This window comes from Stenotrophomonas sp. YJH_SMC_91, from assembly GCF_059368495.1.
The window spans coordinates 172,650-197,275 of sequence record NZ_JCAFRT010000006.1 but is presented as its reverse complement, the minus strand read 5'-3'; the positions used below and the strand labels follow the sequence as shown (position 1 = coordinate 197,275).

The following is a 24,626-nucleotide window of genomic DNA, read 5'->3' as shown; positions in this document are numbered from 1 at the left end:
CCATCCATCATTCCGCGCGGCGGAGGGTTTAGCAAAAGCAAGGTCAAAAGCTGGAGTCAGAGCCCTTTGCTACGCAAAGGGATCTGACCCCAACAATCAAAAAAGGCAGCCATTGGCTGCCTTTTTTGCTTTTGCTCTTGCCCTTGATTCCGCCCTTCCCGTCCGCGCCCGCAGGAAACCTGACAGGCGGGACGGGTGGGCCGTTGCAGGACCGTTGGCGCCATGGATGGCGCCATCGAGCCCCCATGGACGGGTTTACGGCGTGTCCTGCAACGGCCCACCCGTCCCGCCCATCACGTATCAATCAAGGCGCTGCACGGAGCGCTTGATAAACCTTACTCAGCCAACATCGCCGTCAGCTTCTCCCGCGCCGGCCCTGCCAGCTTGGGGTTGTCCAGCGCGAAGCGGATCGTCGCTTCCACCAGCCCCAGGTGCGTACCGCAGTCGAAACGAGTGCCCTCGAAACGGTAGGCATCCACCTCTTCGGTCTTCAGCAGCTGCGCGATCGCATCGGTCAGCTGGATCTCGCCGCCGGCACCGCTGCCGGTCTGCTCCAGCAGCTCGAAGATCTTCGGGCTCAGCACGTAGCGGCCGACCACGGCCAGGTCGCTCGGCGCGTCCTCCGGCTTCGGCTTCTCCACGATCTGCGAAATACGGCCCTTGCGGCCATCGAAGGCCTCGGTCGCGACGATGCCGTAACTGGCGGTCTTGTCGTGCGGCACATCTTCAACGGCAATGACGCTGGCGCCGCTGGCTTCGTTGAGATCGGCCATCTGCTTCAGCGCACTGTCGCCGCGGTTCCAGATCAGGTCGTCCGGCAGCAGCACCGCGAACGGCTCGTCACCGATCACGGCCTTGGCACACAGCACCGCATGGCCCAGGCCCAGCGCCTCGGCCTGGGTCACGAAGATCGCGCGCACGCCATTGGGCAGCACGTGACGGATCAGCTCCAGCTGCTCCTGCTTGCCGGCGCGCTCGAGCTTCTGCTCCAGCTCGTAGGCCTTGTCGAAGTAGTCGGCGACCGCGTGCTTGTAGCGGTTGGTGATGAACACCAGCGTGTCACAGCCGGCCTCGATTGCTTCGTCCACTGCGTACTGGATCAGCGGCCGGTCAATGATCGGCAGCATCTCCTTCGGCACGGTCTTGGTTGCTGGCAAAAAACGCGTCCCCAAACCCGCTACGGGGAAAACTGCTTTGCGAATTCGCTTGCTCATTGGTGCCTGTTGGCCTCGCGTGCGGGAAAGGGCACGACTTTAGCGGATGAAATGTAAGCATCCTGTTCGATTGGCGAGAACTCGGGCATCGTCGCGAACAGGACTTCCTTGATGGTTTCGGTGTCGTAGCTGCACACCGCCTCGCGCAGGCGCGGGACGTTGCCCAGCACCAGATCGCGCGAGAACATGCGCACGCCGGCCTCGAGGACCTTCGGATGCGCGGTTGCGCGGTAGTCCTCATCCGAATAGAACAGCGTCTCGTGCAGCTTCTCGCCCGGACGCAGGCCGGTATAGATGATCTGCACATCCTTGTACGGCTGCTTGCCCGCCAGACGGATCATCTGCTCGGCCAGCAGCCGGATCGGCACCGGCTCGCCCATGTCGAGCGTGTAGATCGCACCGTGCGAGGCCGAGGCCGCGGCCTGCAGGATCAACTGGCAGGCCTCGGGGATGGTCATGAAGTAGCGGGTGACTTCCGGATCGGTGACCGTGACCGGACCACCGCGCAGGATCTGCTCGCGGAACAGCGGCACCACGCTGCCGGCCGAGGCCAGCACGTTGCCGAAGCGCACGGTAACGAAACGGGTGTGCGTGGACTTCTGGTCCAGGCTCTGGCAGATCATCTCGGCATAGCGCTTGCTGGCACCCAGCGCGTTGACCGGATCGACCGCCTTGTCGGTGGAGATGAACACGAAATGCTCGACGCGCGCTTCCAGGCAGGCGCGGGCCACGTTCTCGGTCGCCAGGATGTTGTTGCGCACAGCTTCGCGCAGCTGCCGTTCCAGCACCGGTACATGCTTGTACGCTGCGGCATGGAACGCGGTGTCGACCGGATGCAGCGACAGCGCATGGCGGATCACCGCAGGATCGCCACAGTCGCCCAGCACCGCTTCGATCTCGATATCGGGGAAGCTGCGACGCAGCTCACCCTCGATGGTCAGCAGCAGCAGTTCGCTGATCTCCAGCAGGATGATGCGGCCGGCACCGTGGCGCGCGCACTGGCGGCACAGCTCCGAGCCGATCGAGCCACCGGCACCGGTCACCATCACGGTGCGACCGCCCAACCAGCCACGGATCAGGTTCCAGTCCGGGGTGATCGGCTTGCGGCCGAGCAGATCCTCGATCGCCACTTCCTTCAGTTGGCCGGGCAGCGACTGCCCCTGCAGGATGTCGCTCAGCTTTGGCACGGTGCGGAACGGCACGCCGGTGCTTTCGCAGATGGCGACCACCCGCTGCATGCCTGCGGCATCCAGCGAGGGCATGGCGATCACCAGCAACTTGGCCGCAGTCTCGCGGACCACCGCCGGGGCATCATCGAGGCTGCCCAGGATCGGCAGGCCCTGCAGCTTGGCGCCGCGCAGGTGCGGTGCGTCGTCCAGCAGGCCGACCGGTTCGAAGTTGCCGGAGCGGCGCAGATCGCGGACCAGCGTCTCGGCGGCTTGCCCCGCACCGAGGATCAGCACGCGGCGCGCGCTCGAATCCGACTGCAGTGCCTGGTAATCCTTCCAGGCCCGGTACAGCAGGCGCGGGGCGCCCAGCAGCGCCGACAGCGCGAACGGATAGATCACCAGCACCGACATCGGCACGCCGTCGAAACGCTTCCACATCAGCACCAGCACGATGCCGACCAGGCCGATGAAGCTGGCCTTGAAGATGTTCAGCAGGTCGCTGACGCTGGCGAAACGCCACAGCCCGCGATACAGGCCCACGCGCCAGAACACCAGGCCCTGCAGCAGCAGCACCAGGGTGGTGTCGACATTCCAGAGCGGAAGCGAAGGCGCGTTGGGGAGGATCGAGTACCGCCCGGCGTGGAGCAGCTGCCAGCATGCCCAGACCATGAACAGGTCGTGGCAGACGATGGCCGAACGCGGCATCAGGCCGAGGATTCTGTCCCGCCAGGGTGAAGCCATAAGTCAGGTATTTCCTTGTCGGTGACGCAATCCATTGCGCAGGAGGATCCAGAGGACGCTCAGCGCGAGAAACCACGCGACCGCCAGGACAGCCTCCCACCTCGGCTGCAAATTGGAGCAGACATTAAGCACTGTAATACTGAACAGACCCAAAGCAAAGTACATCCCTGTCACCTGGGCGTGGCTGGCTCCTGCCTGCACCGCCCGCTGGTAGACGTGCTGGGTATGGGGTTCCATCCAGCGTTGTCCGGAGATGATGCGCGCCGCCAGTGTGAAGCCCGCGTCCACGAGGAACGCCGAAGCCGGCACCAGCAGCAGGATCCAGTTGATATCGGTACGCACCGCAGCGATGGCCAGGACGACGGCGACTGCATAGCCCAGCGCGCCACTTCCGACATCACCCATGAAGATCCGGGCCCGCGGGAAATTGAACGGCAGGAAGCCCAGGCAGGCCAGGCCCAGCGCCACCGCGGCCAGCGAATACGGCCAGGGCAGCACCGGCGCCAGGCCCAGCGCAACAACAATGGCCTGGCTGGCGGCAATACCGTTGATGCCATCCATGAAGTTCCAGATGTTGATCAACGAGGCGGTGAATACCAGCACCAGCCCGGCCAGCAACCAGCTTCCACCATGCACCTTGACCAGGGCGGCCAGCAGCGCGGCGGCAATGAAGTGCACCAGCAGGCGGCGCATGGCCGGCAACGGCCGGTGGTCGTCCCACCAGCCGATGCCCGCCACCAGCACCAGGCCCACGCTGGCCACCAGCAGGCTCGGTGTCGATTCAGGCCAGACCCACATCGCTGCACCGGCGGTGACCAGCAGGCTGATGACGATGGCGATGCCACCACCGCGCGGCGTTGCCACGCTATGGCTGCGACGCTCGCCGGGCTGGTCCAGCAGTTGCTGGCGCAGGGCATAACCCCGTGCCGCCCAGGTCAAGCCCGCACTCAGCAGGGCCAGCCCCAGCAGCGCGCCCATCACGAGCCACGGCATGGATCAGAGCACCGCGTAGTTCAGCAGTGGCTTGACCGTGCCCCATTCCTTGCAGCTCGGGCACTGCCAATGGTGGGTACGTGCACCGAACCCGCAACGGGTGCAGCGATAAGCGGGATTGCGCACCAGCAGCTGGTCGGTGATGTGCTTGAGGTCATGCAGGGTCGCTGTGGAATCGGCGCCCTCGGCCAGGGTCAGGTCGATCAGCGCCGATTCGCCACGCACCGACGGACGATCCTTGAGCTGGCGGCCAAGGTAGGCTCGGGCCGGAGCCACGCCCTCCTGCTCTTCCATCAGCCGGGTCAGGGCCAGCACCGGGGCGATGCCACGGTAGTGCTCGGTCATTTCCGACAGGAACGCACGTGCGCCGCCCAGGTCGCCGACCTTGCGATAGTTTTCCATCAACGCCGGCAGCAGCTCGGGCAGGTACTCGGGGTCGTTGCGCGCGGCACGTTCGAATGCACGCACCGCGGCTTCAGCGTTGCCCGCATCCGTCTCGAGGCGACCTTCGATGATGCCGGCGCGCACCGACATGGCGTCGGCCTGGTAGGCGCGGGCGATCGCCGCCCTCGCCTCTTCCAGCTTGCCGGCACCGCGGAAGCGTTCAGCCAGTTCGCATTCGAACTGCCCGATCAGCTTGCCCATCGGCTCGCCGGTGACGTCTTCGAAGCGGGTGGCGTTGTCGATCGCCTTTTCCCAGTCACGCTCGGCCTGATAGATGCCGATCAGGTGCTTGAGCGCCTGCGGGGCGCGCTGGTCGAGCTGTGCCAGCTCGGTGAACACGGTCTCTGCGCGGTCCAGCAGGCCGGACTTCATGTAGTCCTCGCCCAGCGCCAGCAGGGCCTGCACGCGCTGCGCGTCGCTCAGGTCGTGGCGGTTGACCAGCCCCTGGTGCAGGCGGATGGCGCGGTCGACTTCACCGCGGCGGCGGAACAGGTGGCCCAGCGCGACCTGGGTCTCGAAGGTTTCCTTGTCCAGCTCGGCGATGTGCAGGAACAGTTCGATGGCCTTGTCCGGCTGCTCGTTGAGCAGGTAGTTCAGACCACGGAAGTAGGTGCTGGACAGGCGGCTGACCTGGTTGTCACCGTGGCGCTGGCCACCACGCCGGCCGATCACCCACCCGGCCAGTGCGGCCAGCGGAACGAACAGGAAAAACCACAGCCACTCGGTGACGAAATCCATCTTCGATCAGCGTCCATCAAAAGATTGGGGGGAAACACCCGCGGCCGGCGTTGCCGCCACGGACTTGTTGGCACGGCGCAGCTGACCGTAGAGCGGAATGACCACGCTCACCAGTACCAGGCCGGCACCGACGATGACACCGATCAGCAGGGCCGCGATCAGCGCCACGCCGACAGAGGTATTCAACTGGGTAAACAGCAGGTTGATCGACATCGCGGTCATGTTGACCGCACCAATGATCAGCCCAAGGATCAGGACCGCCAGCAGGACCAGCAGACGAGAGACCTTCATGCGACAGCTCCAGTGGCAGGAGTCCGTAGCTTATCCGACCCGCGGCTGGATTCGCACGCGGTGGCGCGACGGAGGCTCAGGCCGGATCGGCGTCCAGCGGCAGCACACTGCTGACCCGCTCGCGCAGTTCCTTGCCCGGCTTGAAATGGGGGACGTGCTTGCCCGGCAGGGCAACCGATTCGCCGGTCTTCGGGTTGCGACCCAGGCGCGGCGGACGATAGTGCAGCGAGAAGCTGCCAAAACCACGGATTTCGATGCGATCCCCGGCGGACAGCGATCCGCCCATCATTTCCAGCAACGACTTCACCGCCAGATCGACATCATCGGCCTTCAGGTGCGCCTGGCGGCGCGCAAGGATTTCGATCAGTTCGGATTTGGTCATTACCGGCTCACATCAGGGGCATCTCAGCCTGAAACGGCCCGGGCAGAAGCCCGGGCCGTCCAGGAAACAACAAACAGCGTAAGGCCGATTACTCGGACTTGTTGCCGTTCAGCTGTGCACGCAGCAGCGCGCCCAGCTGGGTGGTGCCGCTGGAAGCCGAAGAGGACTGGTATTCCTCCAGCACTTCGCGCATTTCCGCGTCGTCCTTGGCCTTGATCGACAGCTGCAGGGTGCGGCCCTTGCGGTCCATGCCCACGAACTTGGCTTCGATCTTGTCGCCGACCTTCAGGTGCTGGGTGGCGTCGTCAACGCGCTCGTTGGCGATGTCGCGAGCCGAAACGTAACCCTCGATGCCGTCAGCCAGCTCGATGATCGCGCCCTTGGCGTCGACTTCCTTCACCACGCCTTCGACCTTGGAGCCCTTCGGATTGGCAGCCATGTACTGCCCGAACGGATCCTGCTCCAGCTGCTTCACGCCCAGGGAGATGCGCTCGCGCTCCGGATCGACAGCCAGGACGACGGCGTCCAGGGTATCGCCCTTCTTGAAGTTGCGAACGACGTCTTCGCCGGTGGTGTTCCAGCTGATGTCGGACAGGTGGACCAGGCCGTCGATGCCGCCGTCCAGGCCGATGAAGATGCCGAAGTCGGTGATCGACTTGATCTGGCCCGACACCTTGTCACCCTTCTTGTGGGTGGCAGCGAAGGTTTCCCACGGATTGGCGGCAACCTGCTTCATGCCCAGCGAGATACGGCGACGCTCTTCATCGACGTCCAGCACCATCACTTCGACTTCATCACCAACCTGCACAACCTTGGACGGGTTGACGTTCTTGTTGGTCCAATCCATCTCGGAGACGTGCACCAGGCCTTCGACGCCCGGCTCGATCTCAACGAACGCACCGTAATCGGTGACGTTGGAGACCTTGCCGAAGACGCGGCTGTTGGCCGGGTAACGACGGCCGATGTTGTCCCACGGATCCTCGCCCAGCTGCTTCAGGCCCAGCGAAACGCGGTTGCGCTCGCGGTCGAACTTCAGCACGCGGACGTCCAGCTCGTCGCCGACGTTCACGACTTCCGACGGGTGACGCACACGCTTCCACGCCATGTCGGTGATGTGCAGCAGGCCGTCGATGCCGCCCAGGTCCACGAACGCGCCGTAATCGGTCAGGTTCTTGACGACACCCTTCAGGATCGCGCCTTCCTGCAGCTTGTCCATCAGCTGCTCGCGCTCTTCCGAGTGCTCGCTTTCGACGACAGCGCGGCGCGAGACCACGACGTTGTTACGCTTGCGGTCCAGCTTGATGAGCTTGAACTCGAGTTCCTTGCCTTCCAGGTAGGCCGGATCGCGCACCGGGCGCACATCGACCAGGGAACCCGGCAGGAAGGCGCGGACATCCTTGATGTCCACGGTGAAACCACCCTTGACCTTGCCGCTGATGCGGCCGGTGATGGTTTCGTTCTTTTCCAACGCTTCTTCCAGCTCGTCCCACACCATCGCGCGCTTGGCCTTCTCGCGCGACAGGACGGTTTCGCCGAAGCCGTTCTCGATCGAGTCGAGGGCGACCTTGACGATGTCGCCTTCGGCGACGTCGATTTCGCCAGCGTCGTTACGGAACTGTTCGATCGGCACGATGCCTTCGGACTTCAGGCCAGCGTTGATCACCACGACGTCGCCGCGGACTTCAACAACGGTACCGCTGACGATGGCGCCCGGCTTCAGCTTGGCCAGGTTGGCCTGGCTGGCTTCAAACAGTTCGGCAAATGATTCGGTCATTAGATTTACTCTGTTGGACACATGGGTCGGTGGCGTCCCCTTCAGGGGAATGGCGACCGCCCGCCTGTTGGTCGACCCCGGAAACGCAGGTCGTGTGTAGTAGGAAAACCGCCACGCATCATTGCGCGACGGAGCTGGTACAGCACTGCTTTGCGCGACCACCACCGATGCAACTGGCAGTGCTCCCGCGCGAACGGATCAGGCAGCCGGAACCGGAAGCAGATCCATCACTCGGGCAACGACATCATCGATGCCGATGCCTGTGGTGTCGATGAGGACAGCAGCGTCTGCCGGCTTCAGGGGCGCCACGGTACGCTGGGCATCACGGGCGTCGCGGGCCATGATCTCGCGCAGGAGGTCATCAAAGTTAACAGAAACCCCCTTGTCTTTCAACTGCTTATGCCGGCGCTCGGCGCGCTCCTCGGCACTGGCGGTCAGGAAGACCTTGTAGGGGGCGTCCTTGAAGATCACCGTGCCCATGTCGCGGCCATCGGCGACCAGGCCGGGCAGCTCCCTGAATGCGCGCTGGCGCTCCTTCAGCGCGGCGCGCACCTCGGGAATGGCGGCGATGGCAGAAGCCAGCGCGCCGGTGGTCTCCAGGCGCAGCTCGTCGGTGGCATCGGTGCCGTTGACCATGACCCGCATCGACTCGCCCTGTTCAACAAACTGAACATGGGTGTCGAAGGTGCAGCGCACCAGCGCCGAGGCGTCAGAGGTGTCGATGTCGGCCCAGCTCGCGGCCACGCCCACCGCGCGGTACAGCGCACCCGAATCCAGGTAATGCCAGCCCATCCGGCGCGCGATGATGCGGCTGATGGTACCCTTGCCGGCCCCGGAAGGGCCGTCGATGGTCAGGACGGGAGCGAGTGGATTCATGGGGTTCCCAGAGCGTGTGAAGGGGCCATTCTAGCCCCTGCCAGACACCCCCAGCGGGATCTTTTGTGCAACCACTTGAAACCACGAGGAAAAGCCCGGTAGAATGGCGGGCTTGAACGAGCGTCAACTGCCGATTGTCTTTCGCATATCGCGGCCACGCTCCACCCGAACAACTACTGTTTACGCCGAGGTATGCCATGAAAGTCCTGTCCTCCCTGAAGTCGGCGAAGGCCCGTCACCGCGACTGCAAGGTCGTCCGTCGTCGCGGCAAGATCTTCGTCATCTGCAAGTCGAACCCGCGTTTCAAGGCGCGTCAGCGCTAAGCCCAACAGCCTTCACGGCTGCGGCTGGCCCTACGCGGGGCCGACCCGATGCAAGAAACCGCCTTCGGGCGGTTTTTTGTTTATGCGGCTTTTTCCTGCTGATTTTGCTGTAATCGCCTTTCTTGACCACTGGGGAGTAGATCGAGATGAAGCGTTACCTGTCCGCCCTGGCCGTGATGGCCACCCTGGCCGCCGCCACACCGGCGCTGGCCGATACCCTGCTTGTCGACCGCGCCCGCGAGAAGCCGGCCGGTGCCCTGCCCGTGCGCGGCCAGAGCATGCAGCAGGTACAGGCGCAGTTCGGCGCGCCGAGCGAACAGCTGCAGCCGCGTGGTGGGCAGAAGCGGCAATGGCCGACCATCAACCGCTGGGTGTACCCACAGTTCACCGTCTACTTCGAGAAGCAGAAGGTGATCGACGTGGTAGCCAACCAGGCGGACCCGAACGAAATCGGCCCGAAACCGCCGATCCGTTGATCCCTTTACCCGCCGTGGGCGGGCCTGTGTAGCGAGACCATGAACCAGACCCTTCGTTTTCCTGCCGAGTGGGAAGCCCAGAGCGGCGTCCTGATTGCCTGGCCCACCGCCGACACCGACTGGGCCGATCGCCTGGGCCAGGTGGAAGAGACCTACATCGCCCTGGTCGCGGCCATCACCCGCTTCCAGCCGGTGCTGATCTGCGTGGCCGACGACGATGTGGAGACCTATGCCGAGATGCGGCTGCGCTCCAACCGCATCGACATGGACAAGGTCCACTTCACCACGGCCGCCTACGACGATACCTGGCTGCGCGACTCCGGCCCGATCACCCTGCGCCGTGCCGACGGCGGTTTCCAGCTGCTGGATTTCCGCTTCACCGGCTGGGGCGGCAAGTTCGACGCCACCCTGGATGACCAGCTGGTGGGCGTGCTGGACCACGCCGGCGTGTTCAACGACGCGCCGGTGCGCAGCATCCCGTTCGCGCTGGAAGGCGGCGGCATCGAGACCGATGGCGAAGGCACCCTGCTGACCACCTGGAAGTGCCTGCACGAGCGCCATCCGGACCGCGACCGCGCCAGCCTGAGTGCCGACCTGGCCGACTGGCTGCAGCAGGACCGCGTGCTGTGGCTGGACCACGGCTACCTGGAAGGCGACGACACCGACGCGCACATCGACACCCTCGCCCGCTTCGCCTCGGCCGACAGCATCGTCTACCAGGCCTGTGACGACGAGAGCGACTCGCACTTCGCCGAACTGCAGGCGATGGGCAACGAGCTGGCCGCACTGCGCACCAAGGATGGCCAGCCGTACCGCCTGTTCCCGCTGCCGTGGGCACAGCCGGTGATCGACGAAGGCCGCCGCCTGGCTGCGTCATACGCCAACTACCTGATCGTCAATGGTGCGGTGCTGATGCCGGCCTATGGCGACCCGGCCGACGACCTGGCCCGCGATGTGCTGGCCCAGGCGCACCCGGGCCGCGAGATCGTGCAGGTGCCCTGCCGCTCGCTGATCTGGCAGAACGGCAGCCTGCACTGCATCACCATGCAGCTGCCGGAAGGGCTGTTGAAGGCATGACGGTAGTGCCGGCCGCTGGCCGGCAACCCCGCACTGCCTGATGGATCCACGGGATTGCCGGCCCGCGGCCGGCACTACCGATCGCACCCATTCAGCGCGCGACACGCCGTCGCCGTCCATCCGCGCTAACATGCTGGTTTTCCCCCGCAGGAACGCCCCGCATGAACTCGCGCAGCCCCCTTACCGTCGCCCTGATCCAGGAGCGCAACCACGGTGATGCCGCCGCCAACCTGGCGGTGATCGAAGCACGCGTGGCCGAGGCGGCTGCGCAGGGTGCCAAGCTGGTGCTGCTGCAGGAACTGCATAACGGTCCGTACTTCTGCCAGCACGAATCGGTGGACGAATTCGACCTGGCCGAGCCGATTCCGGGCCCCAGCACCGAGCGCCTGGGCGCACTGGCGAAGAAGCATGGCGTGGTGCTGGTCGGCTCGCTGTTCGAACGCCGCGCTGCCGGCCTGTACCACAACACCGCCGTGGTGTTCGAAAAGGACGGTACGCTGCTGGGCAAGTACCGCAAGATGCATATTCCGGACGATCCGGGCTTCTACGAGAAGTTCTACTTCACCCCGGGCGACATCGGCTTCAAGCCGATCGATACCTCGGTGGGTCGCCTTGGCGTGCTGGTGTGCTGGGACCAGTGGTACCCGGAAGCGGCGCGCCTGATGGCGCTGGCCGGTGCCGAACTGCTGCTCTACCCGACCGCGATCGGCTGGGACCCGGACGACGTGCAGGACGAGAAGACCCGCCAGCGCGACGCCTGGGTGCTGAGCCACCGCGGCCACGCCGTGGCCAACGGCCTGCCGGTGCTGAGCTGCAACCGCGTCGGCCACGAGGCCTCGCCGCTGGGCGCCTCCGGCATCCAGTTCTGGGGCAACAGCCACGTGCTGGGCCCGCAGGGCGAATTCCTGGCCGAAGCCGGCACCGATGCCACGGTTCTGCTGTGCGATGTCGACCTGCAGCGCAGCGAGCATGTGCGCCGCATCTGGCCGTTCCTGCGCGACCGCCGCATCGATGCCTACGGCGACCTGCTCAAGCGCTACATCGACTGAGCCGGAGCCCGCGCATGGCCGTCCTCATCCGTGATGCCGGCCCGGCCGACATCGCCGCGATCACCGCGATCTACGCGGTGGAAGTGACCGACTTCGTCAACACTTACGAGTACGACATCCCGGACGCGTCCGAGATGCTGCGCCGCATGCGCGACATCATCGACCGCGGCTTCCCCTACCTGGTCGCCGAGATTGACGGCCAGGTGGCCGGCTATGCCTACGCCAACACCTACCGCACCCGCGTTGCCTACCAGTGGACCGTGGAAAACTCGGTCTACGTCGATGCTGCGTTCCAGGGCAAGGGCGTTGGCACCGGCCTGCTGCAGGCGTTGATCGACGCCTGCGTGGCGCGTGGCTACCGGCAGATGGTGGCGGTGATCGGCGAACCGACCAATACCGCTTCAATCAAGCTGCACGAACGCTTCGGCTTCGAGCTGGTCGGCGTGTTCCGTGGCCTCGGCCGCAAGCATGGCCGCTGGCTGGATACCGTGCAGATGCAGCGCGCACTCGGCGATGGCGCCGACACTGCACCTTCCAATGAATGAACCCATGACCGAAACCCTTCCCGAGACCGGCGACGACCTGTTCGCCGGCCAGCCGGTACGCGTTGTTGAACGCGACGGCGTGCGCTACACCCTGCTGGGCACTGCCCATGTCTCACGCGCCAGCGTCGAGGCGGTGGAGAAAGCCATCGACAGCGGTCGCTTCGACGCCGTGGCCGTTGAACTGGACCCGCAGCGCCTGCAGGCGCTGAGCGACCCGGACACGCTGGCCAAGCTCGACCTGGTCGAGGTGATCCGCAAGGGCCGCGTCGCCCTGTTCGCCGCCAACCTGGCCCTGTCCGCCTACCAGCGCCGCCTGGCCGAACAGCTCGACATCGAGCCGGGCGCGGAACTGAAGCGCGCGGTGGAACTGGCGCGCGAACGCGACCTGCCGGTGCACCTGATCGACCGCGAGGTCGGCCTGACCTTCCGCCGCGCCTCGCAGCGGTTGGGCTTCTTCGGCAAGCTGAAGCTGGTTGCCGGTCTCGGCGCCGGCCTGTTCTCGTCCGAGGAAGTGGGCGAGAACGAGATCGAGAAGCTCAAGCAGGGCGACATGCTGGAATCGAGCTTCGGCGAGTTTGCCAGCGAGAGCCCGGCACTGTACGAGACCATCATCGGCGAGCGCGACCGCTACATGGCCACGCGCCTGCGCGAGGAACACAACCCGCAGCAGCGTGAAGTGCTGGCGGTTGTCGGTGCGGGTCATCTGGCAGGCCTGGCGCGTTACCTGGAAACCGACACCGAGGCACCGGCACCGCTGCGCGCCGAGCTGGAGGCGGTGCCGAAGAAGCGCAACATTCCGTGGTTCACGCTGGGCATCCTGGCCATCGTGGCGACCGGCATCGGCGTGGGCTTCTACCGCGGTGGTCTGGGCGTGGGGACCGAACTGCTGGCGACCTGGGCGATGTATACCGGCGGCCTGGCGGGCCTGGGCTGCCTGCTGGCAGGCGGTCACCCGCTGAGCATCCTCACCGCGATCGCGGTGGCCCCGTTCAAGCCGTTCCGCCTGAGCATCCCGACCGGCGCATTCTCGGCGCTGGTTGAAGCGCGCCTGCGCAAGCCGGCGTACGAAGACTTCCTGAAGCTGCGCGACGACGCGCAGAGCCTGAAGGGCTGGTACCGCAATCGGGTCACGCGCGTGGTGCTGACGTTCATGCTGACCAACATCGGCAGCATGCTCGGCCTGTGGCTGACCACCTTCAAGGTGTGGGGCAAGGTGGCGGGTTGATTGTTCCGTGTAGCGTCGAGCCAAGCTCGACTGCGCTCTGGAAGGTGCCAACCTTGGTTGGCACGCCATGCCCGGCAGAAAAAGGGGGAGGCCGCCCCACTACGACCGGCCTCCCCCACACCACAACACGTTGATGTGCATTACAGCCGGGCAGCGCCCGGCTCTACCATTTCCACTCCACGCGCGCGGCGGATCAACCGCGTCACGGCATTGCGCAGGTCATCCAGCACCGCATAGATGGTCGGCAGGAACAGCAGGCTGACCACCGTGGAGAACGCCAGGCCGCCGGCAATCGCGCGCGCCATCGGCGCGTACTCCGGGCCGTTGCCGAACATCTGCGTGTTGGTCAGCGAGATCGGCACCATCGCCAGGATCGCCGTGCCCATCGTCATCATGATCGGGCGCAATCGCTCGCGTGAGCCCTCCACCAGCGCCTGCGTGCGTCCCATGCCGCCGCGCCGCAGGTTGTTGATGTGCTCGATCATCACGATGCCGTTGTTCACCACCACGCCCATCAGCACCAGGATGCCGATGAAGGACATGATCCCGAACGAGGTGCCGGTGATCCAGAACAGCCAGAACACACCGAAGATCGAGAACAGCACGCCGCTCATGATCGCCGCCGGGAACAGCAGCGACTCGAACACCGCCGCCATCACCACGTAGATCATCACCAGCGCGATCAGCAGGTTGAACACCATCTGCTGCATCGCTTCGTCGTCGTTGCCGTAGTCGCCGCCATCGAAGGTGAAGCCATAGCCGGCCGGGAAATTCATCGGCTTGAGCACGGACTCCATCGCCTTGCGGCCATCCGGCGCGGTGACCTTCTCGGCCAGGTTAGCCTTGATGGTCAGCGTGGTCTGGCGGTTGGTACGACCGATCTGGGTCGCCGATGAACCGACGTCAACGGTGACCAGGCTCAGCAGTGGCACGCTGCGACCGTCGCCGGTGCGCACGCTGAAGCCGGCCAGGTCTTCCGGGCTGCTCTGCTCGGCGCCAGCGAAGCGCACCCATACCGGTACTTCATTGTCGCCGCGGCGGAACTCGCGCATCGGCGCACCGCGCAGGGCCAGGCCGACGAAGCTGGCGACCTGCTCGGCATTGAAGCCGAATGCGGCGGCACGCTCACGGTCGACGCGCACCTTCAGCTCGCCGCCCTTCTCGCCGTTGTCGATGCGCACGTCGCGCAGCTCGGCACGCTGGGCCAGCAGCGGCACCACTTCCTGGCCGATCTCCTGCAGCATCGAACTGGAGTCGCCCACCAGCTGCACCTGCACTCCCTGGTTGCCGCCACCGCCGCCATCACCGCCCTGGTTGCCAACGAAGTAGTCGGTGCGGGCCGACTTCGGCAGGCCCTTGCGCAGCTCTTCCTGCAGCGCCTTGATGTCCTTGGCGTACTTCTCGTCCAGGGTGACCACGGTCGAGCTGCCTTCCTGCTCGCTGTACCAGGAGTACACCTGCTTGACGTGCAGGCGCTCGCGGTTGGCGTCGATCCAGTTCTCCACGCGCGCGACTTCCTCGGACATCTGCCGATAGGTGTAGGCGCCCTTCCACATGTAGCCGATGAAGATGTCCTTGCCGCCATCCCCACCGAACATGTCGACCTTGGTCAGCTTCATCGGCACCAGGCTGACCAGCACCACCAGCACGATGCCGAGCAGGCTCCAGCCGCGATGGTGCAGCGACCAGTCCAGCAGCCTGGCGTAGCGGCGCTGCAGCCGCGCGATCAGGCCGGTCTGCGAGTGCACCAGCTTGGGCGTGGCCATGCGCGCGGACAGCATCGGGATCAGGCTGACCGCGACCAGCCACGACGCCAGCAGCGAGACCGAGATGGTGATCGCGATCTGCGCCATGAAGATGCTGATGTTGTTGGTCTCGCCAAACAGGTTCGGCACGAACACGATGCAGTGGCACAAGGTGCCAGCGCTGAGCGCGATGGCCACGTTGCGGGTGCCGATGATCGAGGCCAGGCGCGGCTGTCCCGGCATGCGCTCGCGCTCCTGGTAGATGCTCTCCACCACCACCACGGCGTTGTCGACCAGCATGCCCACCGCCAACAGCAGGCCCATCATGGTCAGGATGTTCAGCGTCACCCCGACGAAGTACATGAAACCCAGGGTGATGGTGAAGCAGATCGGAATGGCCAGGGTCACCATCAGCGTGGACGGCCAATGGCGCAGGAAGAAGAACAGCACCGTGATCGACAGGATCAGGCCGACCGCACCGGCCTCGGCCAGTTCCAGCAGCGAGGAGGTCACCGCCTTGCCCTGGTTGTCGATCACCTTGATCTGGACGTCGCGCATCGACGCTTCGGCACGGATCGCTTCAACCTCGGCCAGCGCCGCGCGCGACACCTCCACCAGGTTGGCACTGCGCTCCTTGAAGATATCCAGCCCGACCGCCGGGTTGCCGTCCAGGCGGCGCCCGTAGTTCATCCGCGCCGGCTTCAGGCGCACGTCGGCGATGTCGCCCAGGCGCAGGCCCTTGGCGCTGATCACCAGGTCGCGCATTTCCTGCAGGTCGGTGATCTCGCCCACCGGCTGCACGCGCACGCGCTGGCCGTTGTCGTCGATCTGCCCGGCCGAGATCGAGAAGTTCAGCGTGCGCAGGCGGTCACTCAGCTCGTTGATGCTCAGCCCATGCGCGTTGAGCCGGTTCGGATCAATGGCGATCTCCACCTCGTTCGGCGGCGCGCCGGTAATGTCGACGCGGGCCACGCCGGGGATACGCTCGATGCGCCGCTTGAACTCGCGGTCGAGCATGTCGTAAGCGGTGGTCAGGTCGCTGGTGCTGGCCAGGCGCACCTTCAGCACCGGCTGGTCGCTGCTGGACCACTTGAACACGTTGTAGCGCTGCAGGTCGTCGGGCAGATCGCTGCGGATCGCGTCGATGCGTTCGCGTGCATCGGAGGCGGCGATGGCGATGTCGCGGTCCCAGTCGCTGAACTCGATGAAGATCAGCGCCGCCTCGGAGGTGGCCGACGAGCGCATGCGCTTGATGCCGGTCATCGTCGCCAGCGATTCCTCCACCGGGCGGATGATGGTCCGCTCCACTTCCTCCGGGGTTGAACCGGTGTACGGAATCTGCACGAACAGGAAGGGCGCGGAAATGTCCGGCAACGCTTCCAGCGGCAACCGGAACGAGGCGATCAGGCCGATCACCACCAGTGACACGAAGCACATGATGGTGGTGACCGGCCGGCGGATGGAGAACTCGGCAACACTCATGCCGGCTCCTCCGCACCCGCCGCGCTGCCTGCTGCGCCCGGCTCGATCTCGCCGGCGTGCTTGCGGCCACGCTCGCGGTAGTAGGCGTCACCACGGCGGTCCATCAGGTCGTAGACCACCGGGATTACCAGCAGGGTCAGCAGGGTCGACACCAGCAGGCCACCGATCACAGTGATCGCCATCGGCGCGCGTACTTCGGCGCCCTCGCCCATCGCCACCGCCAGCGGCAGGAAGCCGAACAGCGTGCACAGCGTGGTCATGATGATCGGCCGCAGGCGCGAACGTGCACCTTCCACCAGGGCCTCGTGCTTGGCCACGCCGGCCTCGCGCAGCTGGTTGACCTTGTCGATCAGGATGATCGCGTTCTTGGTGACCAGGCCGACCAGCAGGATCAGGCCGATGAACACCACCACCGAGATGGGCTTGCCGGTCAGCATCAGTGCCAGGATCGCGCCGACCAGCGCCAGCGGGATGGTGAACAGGATCACGAACGGATGCAGCAGCGATTCGAACTGCGAGGCCATCACCAGGTAGACCAGGAAGATCGCCAGGCCGAAGGCGAAGATCAGCGACTTCGCCGCCTGCGCCAGTTCCTCGCCCTGGCCACCGATGTGCAGGCCGACACCCGCGCCCAGCGGTTGTTCGGCCACCATCTGCTGCACTTCGCGCATGGCCGCGCCGAGGTCGATGTCGCGCAGGTTGGCCGAGACCACCGCAACGCGGGTCTGGTCGGCGCGATGGATCTCGCTGGGGCCGGTGGTGGCAACCACGTCGGCCACCGCATCCAGCGTGACCGGCCGGGTGCTGCCCGGATTGACGATCAACCGGCGGATGCTCTCCACGCTGGCGCGGTCGCCTTCCTGGGCACGCACCAGCACGTCGATCTTGCGGTCGCGGAAGCTGTAGCGGGTAGCCACGTCGCCGCGCACCTTCTTCACCACCACGTCGGCGATCTGGCGGGTGGTCAGGCCCAGCGCACCGGCACGTTCCTGGTCGAAGCGGATCTGGATTTCCGGGAAGCCCTCTTCCACCGTGGACTTCACGTCGGCGTAGTGCGCATTGCCACGCAGCATCGCCGCCAGGCGCTGGCCAGCCACTTCCAACGTCGCCATGTCCTGCCCGCGCAGCTCGATTTCCAGCGGCGTGGAGAAGCTGAACAACGCCGGCCGCGCGAAGTCGACTTGTGCCCCCGGATGCTGGCCCATGCTGTCGCGCAGGCGCTCGGTGATCTCGGCTTCAGTGCGTGCATTGCCACCGCCTTCCATCACCACGGTCAGCTTGCCGATGTTCTCGCCGCTCTCGGTCGGGCTGGCATCCAGGCGGGTGCCGCTGCCACTGATACCGTACAGCGAGGCCACGCCCTCGCCGTTGCCGTGGGCCAGCTGCAGCTCACGCACCAGCGCATCGGTCTGCTTGAGCGGCGTGCCGGCCGGCAGCTTCACCGTCATCTCGAAACGGTCCTGCGCCAGCTGCGGGATCAGGTCGGCACCGAGCATCGGCACCAGCGCCATGGTCGCCACGAAGATGATCGTGGCCACGCCGAGCACCTTGCCCGGATGGGCCAGCGCGCTCGGCAACAGGCGCAGATAGCCACGCTCGGCACCGGCGTAGGGCTTCATTGCCAGGTCGCTGGCCTTGCGCATCACCGGGCCGACCACGGCCACGACGCCCCGCCACGCACGTACGACCAGCCAGGCCAGCGCATAGAAGCTCCAGCGCGCGGTTGCGACGGCACCACGACGGCCCAGCGCCACCGGCTTCTGCCAGCGGTTCTGCGGCTGCCACGGTTCGTTCGGCGCCTCTTCCGGGAATGCCAGCGGCGGCCGGCCCTTCAGCGAGCTCAGCATCGGAATCAGCGTCATCGATACCAGCAGCGAGATCGCGATGGCGATCGCCACGGTCAATGCCTGGTCGCGGAACAGCTGGCCGGCGATGCCATCGACGAACACCAGCGGCAGGAACACGGCGATGGTGGTCAGGGTCGAGGCGACCACCGCCATGCTCACTTCGCGGGTACCGACGATCGCTGCCTGCAGGATGCCCAGGCCACGCTCGCGGGCCTTGGCGATGCTCTCCAGCACCACGATCGAGTCGTCCACCACCAGGCCGGTGGCCAATGCCAGGCCGCCCAGCGACATCACGTTCAAGCTGAGGCCGAGCTGGCCCATGAAGAAGAACGTGGCGATGATCGAGACCGGCAAGGACAGGCTGATCACGAACGTGCTCCAGCCATCACGCAGGAACAGGAAGATGATCAGGATCGCCAGCAGGCCACCGATCACCGCATCCTTCTTGACGTCGGCGATGGCGTGCTCGATGAAGCGCGACTGGTCCTCGATGGTGGTCATCTCGACGTCGGACGGGAACGTGCCCTTGATCTGCTCCAGGCGCTTGCGCAGCGCTTCGGCGGTGGAGACGGTGTTGGCATCGCCTTCCTTGTAGATGGCCAGTTCAACCGATTCCTTGCCGCCCAGGCGGATCACCGCTTCGCGTTCCTTGTAACCCTGGCGAACGGTGGCCACGTCCTTCAGGCGCACCGGCACGCCATTGGCGACCACGCTGGAGCCACCACCGGACGATGCGCTCTGCGCCGCCGAAGCCGCCGCGATGGCTGCGGCCGAACCGGTCGACGCGGCGATGTTGAACATCTGCTGCAATGCCGAGTCGGCTGCACTTCCGTTCGAACCCTGGGTGGTGACCAGCAGGTTGCGGATCTCCTCCAGGTCGGCGAACTGGTTGACGGTACGCACCAGGAAGCGCTGCGACCCCTCCTCCAGGCGACCGCCGGAGATGTTGATGTTCTCGTCCTTCAGGCGCTTGATGACGGTGTCGATCGGCAGGTTCAGCTGGGCCAGCTTCTGCTGGTCGATGTCGACCTGGATCTCGTCTTCCAGGCCACCGCCGACCTTGACCGCTGCCACGCCGGCAACCGGCTCCAGCTTCTTCTTCAGGTCTTCATCGGCATAGCGGCGCAGGCCGGTCAGCTCGCGGACCGCATCGGCATCGCTGGTCGGCGCCACCTTGTTCGACAGCACCAGGCGCATGATCGGCTCGGTGGACGGATTGAAGCGCAGCAGCACCGGGGCCTTGGCCTCCAGTGGCAGGTTCAGCGCTTCCATCTTGTCACGCACCTCCAGGCTGGCCTGGTCCATGTTGGTGCCCCAGGCGAACTCCAGCACCACGTCGCTCTGGCCGGTGCGCGAGACCGACTTCAGCTTGCGCAGGTTCTTGACCACGCCGACGGCCTCTTCGACCGGCTGGGTGATCAGGGTTTCGATTTCGGTCGGCGCCGAACCGGTGTACTCGGTGCGCACGGTCAGCGTCGGGTAGCTCAGGTCGGGCAACAGGTTGACCTTGAGGTTGCCCAGCGCGATCAGGCCGAACAGCAGCAGGGTGACCGTGCACATGGCGATGGTCACGCGGCGGCGGGTGGCGAATTCCACCAGGCCGCCGCGCATGCCGGCGGCGGCGCCATCGCTCGCCGGCGAGGCACCGTGGTCGTGGCCCGGGGCGGTCATTGCTTGCTCCCGGCCTTGTCTGCCGGCTTGGCGGCCGCTGCGACCGTCTTCGCCTTTGCCTTCGGATCGGCGATCACCTGCACCGCGGTACCGTCGCGCAGCGCGACCTTGCCGGCGGTGACCACCTGATCACCGGCCGCCAGGCCATCACGGATCTCCACCCACGGGCCCTCGGCGTAACCCAGCTTGACCGGAACGCGTGCGACCTTGCCTTCGCGCACCCGGAACACCGCCGGCTCACCGTCGTCGAGCAGCGCCAGGCGCGGCACCACGAGCGCATCGGCACGCTGGTCGTAATCGATGCGGATGCGCCCGAACATGCCGGGCTGCAGCGCGTGCGCGGCGCCATCGAAGGCGCTGACCACGCGAAACGTGCCACTGCCCGAATCCACCACCGGCGCGATGCGATCGACGGTGCCGGTGAAGCTCTGGCCCGGCAGCGCATCGGCGGCCAACGTCACCGGCTGGCCGGCACGCAGCGTGGCCAGCTCGCGTTCGGGCACGTTGAGGGTGGCTTCCAGGCGCGAGTTGTCGACGATGCGGAAGATCGGCGTGTTGATCTGCACGAAGTTGCCGGTCTTGATCGAGCGCGATGCGATCACGCCGGAAATCGGCGCCACGACGGTGGTGTAGGACAGCTCCAGCGTCGCCAGACGGTACTGCGCACGGACGTTTTCCAGATCAAAGCGCAGCTGGTCGACATCGGCAGCACTGACCATCTGCTGGCCAACCAGTTTCTGTGCACGCTGGTAGTTGTTTTCCAGCTTGCGCATCTGCGCTTCGCTCTGGGCTACGGCCAAGCGTGCGCGGTCCGGGTCCAGGCGCACCAGCGGCTGGCCGGCGGTGACCCGCTGGCCTTCCTCGACCAGCACCGCCAGCGCCACACCGGAGGTCTTGGCCACCACCTGCGACTCGGCGCGTGGTTCCAGCGCGGCGGTGCCTGTGTAACTGGCCGCGACCGCGCGATGGCTGGCCACGGCCACTTCGACCGGGACCGCATCGACCTTCTTCTCCTCCTTGGTCTCGGCGGCCTTGGCTTCGGAATTGGGCCCTGCGGCGCAACCGCCCAGCAGCAGGGAGGTGGAGATCAGCAGTGCGGCAGCGCAGATTCCGCTGCGACGGCCGGACAGGAAGGTTGGGTGCGACATCGTCAGGTCCCTGGAGGATGCGTGGACAGGTGTGGTAGCAAAGTAATTCACCACTTCACGGCAACACCATATCCCAAAGGTCATGGTGTCTTCACGCCGCTGGTCGGCCCGACCCCATTTCAGCTAGATGAAACCTGAGGCTATACTCGGGGCGTTCCGTACCCCACGCCGGAACGACCAGACCCGAATCCCCGGAAACGACACCATGCGCCCGCAGCCGCTCGCCGCTTGTCTCGCTCTGGCCGTCCTCCTGCCCCTTGGGGCCGCCGCACAGCCCGCTCCTGCTCCTGCCACACCCGCTCCGGCCCCGGCTCCTGCCGCCGCGCCGGCGCCTGCCGCGCCCACCGGCAACTTCGACAATGGCCGCGTGCTGGCCTACACCTGCCAGGGGTGCCACGGCATCACCGGCTACAAGAACGCCTACCCCAGCTACCGGGTGCCGAAGATCGGCGGCCAGACCCAGCAGTACCTGGCCCAGGCCCTGACCGAGTACCGCCAGGGCAAGCGCCGGCATCCGACGATGCAGGCGCAGTCGATGAGTTTCAGCGAACAGGAGATCGCCGATCTCTCTGTTTACCTGTCCACCGTCAAGTAAGGCCCGCCCATGTCGAAAGCCGCGCATCCGCTGCGTCACGCCATCGCCCTGTCCGTTGCCCTGCTGCTGGCGGCCTGTTCACAGTCGCAGGTGGAAAACAGCGAGACATCCGCCGCCGACCCGGGCCATGCCAGTGGCGAACACGGCTCTTCTTCTTCGGCTGGCCTGCCTGCAGGTCGCGAGGCCGCCGCTGAAGCCCGCGCCAAGGTGAAGGGCAAGGCCACCAACCAGAGCTGCATCGACTGCCACGGGGCCGATGGCAATGCGCCGATCGATCCGACCTATCCGAAGCTGGGTGGGCAGTACGGTGACTACCTGGCGCATGCGCTGCAGGCCTACCGCGCCGGTGACCGCCAGCACATGTTGATGACGCCACAGGCGAAGGACCTGAGTGATCAGGACATCGCCGATCTGGCGGCGTATTTCGGCAGCCGGCCGAGCCAGCTGCGGGATCTGCACGGGGTCAAATGACCGCAGGCCCCCGGTGGGTGCGGATCGTTGATTGGTGGGTGCGGACCGTTGGTCCGTACGGAGGTGTAACCGGCTTCGGTGGGTGCGGACCTTGGTCCGCACTGATGCCACCATCCACGCATGGCGTGGATCTACTGATTCCCGACTCGATCAATCGGCGCACTGCTGGCGTCGACCGATACTCAGCCTTCCAGCTCTTCCCAGCGCGCGTAAGCGGCATCCAGTTCGGCCTGCACCTTGGCCAGCTGCTGGGTGTGCGCGGTCACTTCGGCGCTGCTGCGGGTGTAGAACGACGGGTCGTTCATCGCCGAGGTCAGGCCTTCGACATCGCCTTCCAGCTTCTCGATGGTCTTCGGCAGCTGCTCCAGTTCGCGCGCTTCCTTGTAGGCCAGCTTGCGCTTGGGTGCGGCCGGAGCTGCGGTAGCCGGGGTGGCCGGCGCAGCGGCCGCCGGCTTGGCGGCAGGGGCCGCGGCAGGCGCTGCGATGCTGGCCGCATAACGCTGCCAGTCGCTGTAGCCCCCTACGTACTCGCCGATCACGCCATCGCCTTCCATCACCAGCGTGGAGGTCACCACGTTGTCGATGAAGTCACGGTCATGGCTGACCAGCAGCAGGGTGCCGGTGTATTCGCCCAGCAGCTCTTCCAGCAGCTCCAGCGTTTCCACGTCCAGGTCGTTGGTCGGTTCGTCCATCACCAGCAGGTTGGACGGCTGCGCGAACAGCTTGGCCAGCAGCAGGCGGTTGCGCTCGCCACCGGACAGGCGGGTAATCGGCGCACGCGCGCGCTCCGGGGTGAACATGAAGTCCTGCAGATAGGCATGCACATGCTTGCGCTTGCCGTTGAATTCGAGGAAATCGCGGCCTTCGGCGACGTTCTCGATCGCGCTCCAGTCTTCGCGCAGCACCGCGCGGTACTGGTCGAAATACGCGATCTGCAGGTTGGTGCCGGCGTTGACTTCGCCCTTGGCCGGCTGCAGTTCGCCCAGCAGCAGCTTGAGCAGCGTGGTCTTGCCGCTGCCGTTGGGACCGATCAGACCGATGCGGTCGCCGCGCATGATGGTGGTGGTGAAATCGCGGACCATGGTGCGCTCGCCGAAGGCGAACGAAATGTCCTTGACGTCGATGACCTTCTTGCCGGAACTGACGCCCTGTGCGGCTTCCATCTTGACGTTGCCGCTGAGGTCGCGGCGCTGCGAACGCTCCACGCGCATCGCCTTCAGGCGGCGCACGCGGCCTTCATCGCGGGTGCGACGGGCCTTGATGCCCTGCCGGATCCAGACTTCTTCCTGCGCCAGCAGCTTGTCGAAGCGGGCGTTCTCCTGCGCCTGCGCATTGAGGCGTTCCTCGCGGCGGCGCTCGTAGTTGGCCCAGTCGCCTGGCCAGCTGGTGACCTGGCCGCGGTCGATCTCGACGATGCGGGTGGCCAGGGCACGCAGGAAGCGACGGTCATGGGTGACGAACACCACGCTGCCACTCCAGCCCTTCAGGAACGCTTCGAGCCAGTCGATGGCCTCGATGTCCAGGTGGTTGGTCGGTTCGTCCAGCAGCAGCACATCGGGGCTGGACACCAGCGCGCGGGCGAGCAGCACGCGGCGCTTCATGCCGCCGGACAGGCGGCCGAACTCGGCCTCGCCATCCAGGTCGAGCTTGGTCAGGGTTTCGCTGACGCGCTGGTCCAGGCCCCAGCCGTTGGCGGCATCGATCTTGGCCTGCACGTTGCCGAGGGCTTCGCCATCGAAGACTTCGGCATGGCTGAGGTGGTGGAATTCGGCCAGCCACTGGCCCAGCTCGCCAAGGCCGTCGGCGACGACGTCGAACACCGAGCCGGCCGCGCCGTGCGGCACTTCCTGCTCCAGGCGGGTGACGCGCACGCCCTGCTGCACGCGGACTTCGCCGTCATCGGGCTTGTGGTCGCCGGACAGCAGCTTGAGCAGGGTGGATTTGCCGGCGCCGTTGCGGCCGATCAGGGCGATGCGTTCGCCCGGCTCGATCGACAGTTCGGCCTTTTCCAGCAACAACGGGCCGCCGACGCTGAAGTCGACGTTCTGCAGAGTAATCAGAGGCATCCGGATATTGTACGGGTTGGGGGCGTCGGCCGGGTTGCACCCGGCACCCGCGGTAGTGCCGGCCGCTGGCCGGCAACTTCAACGGCAACGTCAAAAGCCGGTTTCCTGAGGGATGCCGGGGCGGCATTCTGCTCTGGTGGGTGTCGACCTTGGTCGACACGGCAGATCCAGGCCACGCGTGGATGAGCGCTGCAAGGCCTGTCGATCTGTCGGGGTCGGATCCCGTTGCTGCGCAACGGGCTCTGACCCCTTCGTGGAATTCGCGCAGTGCAAGACCGATCCCT

The 24,626-nt window shown here is 65.8% G+C and carries 20 protein-coding genes; 8 read left to right on the top strand and 12 right to left on the bottom strand.

The annotated features are described in order from the left end of the window. Positions 1–335: 335 nt before the first annotated feature. The 8 genes from galU to cmk form a co-directional block, all read right to left on the bottom strand. Positions 336–1,214, bottom strand: coding sequence for a UTP--glucose-1-phosphate uridylyltransferase GalU (gene galU, locus AC5P5X_RS10510; protein WP_005409291.1), 879 nt, complete (start codon positions 1,212–1,214; stop codon positions 336–338). After that, positions 1,211–3,124 carry a polysaccharide biosynthesis protein gene (locus AC5P5X_RS10505; protein WP_005413043.1) on the bottom strand — a complete coding sequence of 638 codons (1,914 nt, stop codon included), beginning with the start codon at positions 3,122–3,124 and terminating at the stop codon, positions 1,211–1,213. Before AC5P5X_RS10505 ends, galU begins: the two co-directional genes overlap by 4 nt. A gap of 3 nt (positions 3,125–3,127) precedes the next feature. Beyond that, entirely contained in the window at positions 3,128–4,117 is a 990-nt protein-coding gene (locus AC5P5X_RS10500) for an MraY family glycosyltransferase (protein ID WP_043035154.1), read from the bottom strand. Between the two features lie 3 nt (positions 4,118–4,120). Continuing rightward, the gene (gene lapB / locus AC5P5X_RS10495) at positions 4,121–5,299 is read right to left on the bottom strand and encodes a lipopolysaccharide assembly protein LapB (RefSeq protein WP_049428020.1); all 1,179 of its coding nucleotides are present in this window, start codon (positions 5,297–5,299) and stop codon (positions 4,121–4,123) included. A gap of 6 nt (positions 5,300–5,305) precedes the next feature. Beyond that, the gene (locus AC5P5X_RS10490; protein WP_495215976.1) at positions 5,306–5,590 is read right to left on the bottom strand and encodes a LapA family protein; all 285 of its coding nucleotides are present in this window, start codon (positions 5,588–5,590) and stop codon (positions 5,306–5,308) included. A 76-nt stretch (positions 5,591–5,666) separates the two neighbouring features. Further along, positions 5,667–5,972, bottom strand: a complete 306-nt coding sequence (locus AC5P5X_RS10485) for an integration host factor subunit beta (protein ID WP_005409286.1) — start codon at positions 5,970–5,972, stop codon at positions 5,667–5,669. 88 nt (positions 5,973–6,060) lie between these two features. Continuing rightward, positions 6,061–7,746 carry a 30S ribosomal protein S1 gene (gene rpsA / locus AC5P5X_RS10480; protein ID WP_005409285.1) on the bottom strand — a complete coding sequence of 562 codons (1,686 nt, stop codon included), beginning with the start codon at positions 7,744–7,746 and terminating at the stop codon, positions 6,061–6,063. 198 nt (positions 7,747–7,944) lie between these two features. Next, entirely contained in the window at positions 7,945–8,622 is a 678-nt protein-coding gene (gene cmk / locus AC5P5X_RS10475) for a (d)CMP kinase (protein ID WP_111189188.1), read from the bottom strand. A 197-nt stretch (positions 8,623–8,819) separates the two neighbouring features. On the opposite strand from cmk, the gene ykgO reads away from it, so the two are divergent. The 6 genes from ykgO to AC5P5X_RS10445 all read left to right on the top strand — a co-directional run bounded on the left by ykgO (position 8,820) and on the right by AC5P5X_RS10445 (position 13,317). After that, positions 8,820–8,945, top strand: a complete 126-nt coding sequence (gene ykgO / locus AC5P5X_RS10470) for a type B 50S ribosomal protein L36 (RefSeq protein WP_005409283.1) — start codon at positions 8,820–8,822, stop codon at positions 8,943–8,945. A gap of 176 nt (positions 8,946–9,121) precedes the next feature. Next, the gene (locus AC5P5X_RS10465) at positions 9,122–9,421 is read left to right on the top strand and encodes a hypothetical protein (RefSeq protein WP_227837998.1); all 300 of its coding nucleotides are present in this window, start codon (positions 9,122–9,124) and stop codon (positions 9,419–9,421) included. Between the two features lie 39 nt (positions 9,422–9,460). Further along, positions 9,461–10,498: an agmatine deiminase family protein gene (locus AC5P5X_RS10460; protein WP_049397761.1), complete on the top strand. Its 1,038-nt coding sequence runs from the start codon at positions 9,461–9,463 to the stop codon at positions 10,496–10,498. A 161-nt stretch (positions 10,499–10,659) separates the two neighbouring features. Further along, positions 10,660–11,547 (top strand): carbon-nitrogen hydrolase, encoded by an 888-nt coding sequence (locus AC5P5X_RS10455; protein ID WP_005409280.1) that lies wholly within the window; start codon positions 10,660–10,662, stop codon positions 11,545–11,547. Positions 11,548–11,561: 14 nt separating this feature from the next. Then, the gene (locus tag AC5P5X_RS10450) at positions 11,562–12,092 is read left to right on the top strand and encodes a GNAT family N-acetyltransferase (RefSeq protein ID WP_005409279.1); all 531 of its coding nucleotides are present in this window, start codon (positions 11,562–11,564) and stop codon (positions 12,090–12,092) included. A gap of 4 nt (positions 12,093–12,096) precedes the next feature. Next, complete coding sequence (locus AC5P5X_RS10445; RefSeq protein ID WP_005409278.1) at positions 12,097–13,317, top strand: TraB/GumN family protein; 1,221 nt, start codon at positions 12,097–12,099, stop codon at positions 13,315–13,317. A gap of 140 nt (positions 13,318–13,457) precedes the next feature. Here the strand turns inward: AC5P5X_RS10445 and AC5P5X_RS10440 are convergent, their stop codons facing one another. Genes AC5P5X_RS10440 through AC5P5X_RS10430 form a run of 3 tightly spaced genes read right to left on the bottom strand, consistent with a single transcriptional unit; the run spans position 13,458 to position 21,210 of the window. Beyond that, positions 13,458–16,544, bottom strand: coding sequence for an efflux RND transporter permease subunit (locus tag AC5P5X_RS10440; protein WP_111189187.1), 3,087 nt, complete (start codon positions 16,542–16,544; stop codon positions 13,458–13,460). Beyond that, complete coding sequence (locus tag AC5P5X_RS10435; RefSeq protein WP_181453860.1) at positions 16,541–20,062, bottom strand: efflux RND transporter permease subunit; 3,522 nt, start codon at positions 20,060–20,062, stop codon at positions 16,541–16,543. Before AC5P5X_RS10435 ends, AC5P5X_RS10440 begins: the two co-directional genes overlap by 4 nt. Further along, positions 20,059–21,210: an efflux RND transporter periplasmic adaptor subunit gene (locus AC5P5X_RS10430; RefSeq protein WP_021204157.1), complete on the bottom strand. Its 1,152-nt coding sequence runs from the start codon at positions 21,208–21,210 to the stop codon at positions 20,059–20,061. The genes AC5P5X_RS10435 and AC5P5X_RS10430 overlap by 4 nt, the downstream gene beginning before the upstream one ends. Before the next feature lie 205 nt (positions 21,211–21,415). On the opposite strand from AC5P5X_RS10430, the gene AC5P5X_RS10425 reads away from it, so the two are divergent. Both AC5P5X_RS10425 and AC5P5X_RS10420 read left to right on the top strand, forming a co-directional pair. Continuing rightward, the gene (locus AC5P5X_RS10425) at positions 21,416–21,805 is read left to right on the top strand and encodes a c-type cytochrome (RefSeq protein ID WP_005413034.1); all 390 of its coding nucleotides are present in this window, start codon (positions 21,416–21,418) and stop codon (positions 21,803–21,805) included. 9 nt (positions 21,806–21,814) lie between these two features. Beyond that, the gene (locus AC5P5X_RS10420; protein WP_495215975.1) at positions 21,815–22,276 is read left to right on the top strand and encodes a c-type cytochrome; all 462 of its coding nucleotides are present in this window, start codon (positions 21,815–21,817) and stop codon (positions 22,274–22,276) included. Between the two features lie 182 nt (positions 22,277–22,458). Here AC5P5X_RS10420 and AC5P5X_RS10415 read toward each other — a convergent pair whose 3' ends face one another. Then, entirely contained in the window at positions 22,459–24,342 is a 1,884-nt protein-coding gene (locus AC5P5X_RS10415) for an ATP-binding cassette domain-containing protein (RefSeq protein ID WP_005409272.1), read from the bottom strand. Positions 24,343–24,626: the final 284 nt, after the last annotated feature.

Excerpts from the sequence above, each read along its gene's own strand:
- galU (WP_005409291.1), bottom strand. The coding sequence starts at position 1,214 with ATGAGCAAGCGAATTCGCAAAGCAGTTTTCCCCGTAGCGGGTTTGGGG.
- AC5P5X_RS10505 (WP_005413043.1), bottom strand. The coding sequence starts at position 3,124 with ATGGCTTCACCCTGGCGGGACAGAATCCTCGGCCTGATGCCGCGTTCG.
- AC5P5X_RS10500 (WP_043035154.1), bottom strand. The coding sequence starts at position 4,117 with ATGCCGTGGCTCGTGATGGGCGCGCTGCTGGGGCTGGCCCTGCTGAGT.
- lapB (WP_049428020.1), bottom strand. The coding sequence starts at position 5,299 with ATGGATTTCGTCACCGAGTGGCTGTGGTTTTTCCTGTTCGTTCCGCTG.
- AC5P5X_RS10490 (WP_495215976.1), bottom strand. The coding sequence starts at position 5,590 with ATGAAGGTCTCTCGTCTGCTGGTCCTGCTGGCGGTCCTGATCCTTGGG.
- AC5P5X_RS10485 (WP_005409286.1), bottom strand. The coding sequence starts at position 5,972 with ATGACCAAATCCGAACTGATCGAAATCCTTGCGCGCCGCCAGGCGCAC.
- rpsA (WP_005409285.1), bottom strand. The coding sequence starts at position 7,746 with ATGACCGAATCATTTGCCGAACTGTTTGAAGCCAGCCAGGCCAACCTG.
- cmk (WP_111189188.1), bottom strand. The coding sequence starts at position 8,622 with ATGAATCCACTCGCTCCCGTCCTGACCATCGACGGCCCTTCCGGGGCC.
- ykgO (WP_005409283.1), top strand. The coding sequence starts at position 8,820 with ATGAAAGTCCTGTCCTCCCTGAAGTCGGCGAAGGCCCGTCACCGCGAC.
- AC5P5X_RS10465 (WP_227837998.1), top strand. The coding sequence starts at position 9,122 with ATGGCCACCCTGGCCGCCGCCACACCGGCGCTGGCCGATACCCTGCTT.
- AC5P5X_RS10460 (WP_049397761.1), top strand. The coding sequence starts at position 9,461 with ATGAACCAGACCCTTCGTTTTCCTGCCGAGTGGGAAGCCCAGAGCGGC.
- AC5P5X_RS10455 (WP_005409280.1), top strand. The coding sequence starts at position 10,660 with ATGAACTCGCGCAGCCCCCTTACCGTCGCCCTGATCCAGGAGCGCAAC.
- AC5P5X_RS10450 (WP_005409279.1), top strand. The coding sequence starts at position 11,562 with ATGGCCGTCCTCATCCGTGATGCCGGCCCGGCCGACATCGCCGCGATC.
- AC5P5X_RS10445 (WP_005409278.1), top strand. The coding sequence starts at position 12,097 with ATGACCGAAACCCTTCCCGAGACCGGCGACGACCTGTTCGCCGGCCAG.
- AC5P5X_RS10440 (WP_111189187.1), bottom strand. The coding sequence starts at position 16,544 with ATGAGTGTTGCCGAGTTCTCCATCCGCCGGCCGGTCACCACCATCATG.
- AC5P5X_RS10435 (WP_181453860.1), bottom strand. The coding sequence starts at position 20,062 with ATGACCGCCCCGGGCCACGACCACGGTGCCTCGCCGGCGAGCGATGGC.
- AC5P5X_RS10430 (WP_021204157.1), bottom strand. The coding sequence starts at position 21,210 with ATGTCGCACCCAACCTTCCTGTCCGGCCGTCGCAGCGGAATCTGCGCT.
- AC5P5X_RS10425 (WP_005413034.1), top strand. The coding sequence starts at position 21,416 with ATGCGCCCGCAGCCGCTCGCCGCTTGTCTCGCTCTGGCCGTCCTCCTG.
- AC5P5X_RS10420 (WP_495215975.1), top strand. The coding sequence starts at position 21,815 with ATGTCGAAAGCCGCGCATCCGCTGCGTCACGCCATCGCCCTGTCCGTT.
- AC5P5X_RS10415 (WP_005409272.1), bottom strand. The coding sequence starts at position 24,342 with ATGCCTCTGATTACTCTGCAGAACGTCGACTTCAGCGTCGGCGGCCCG.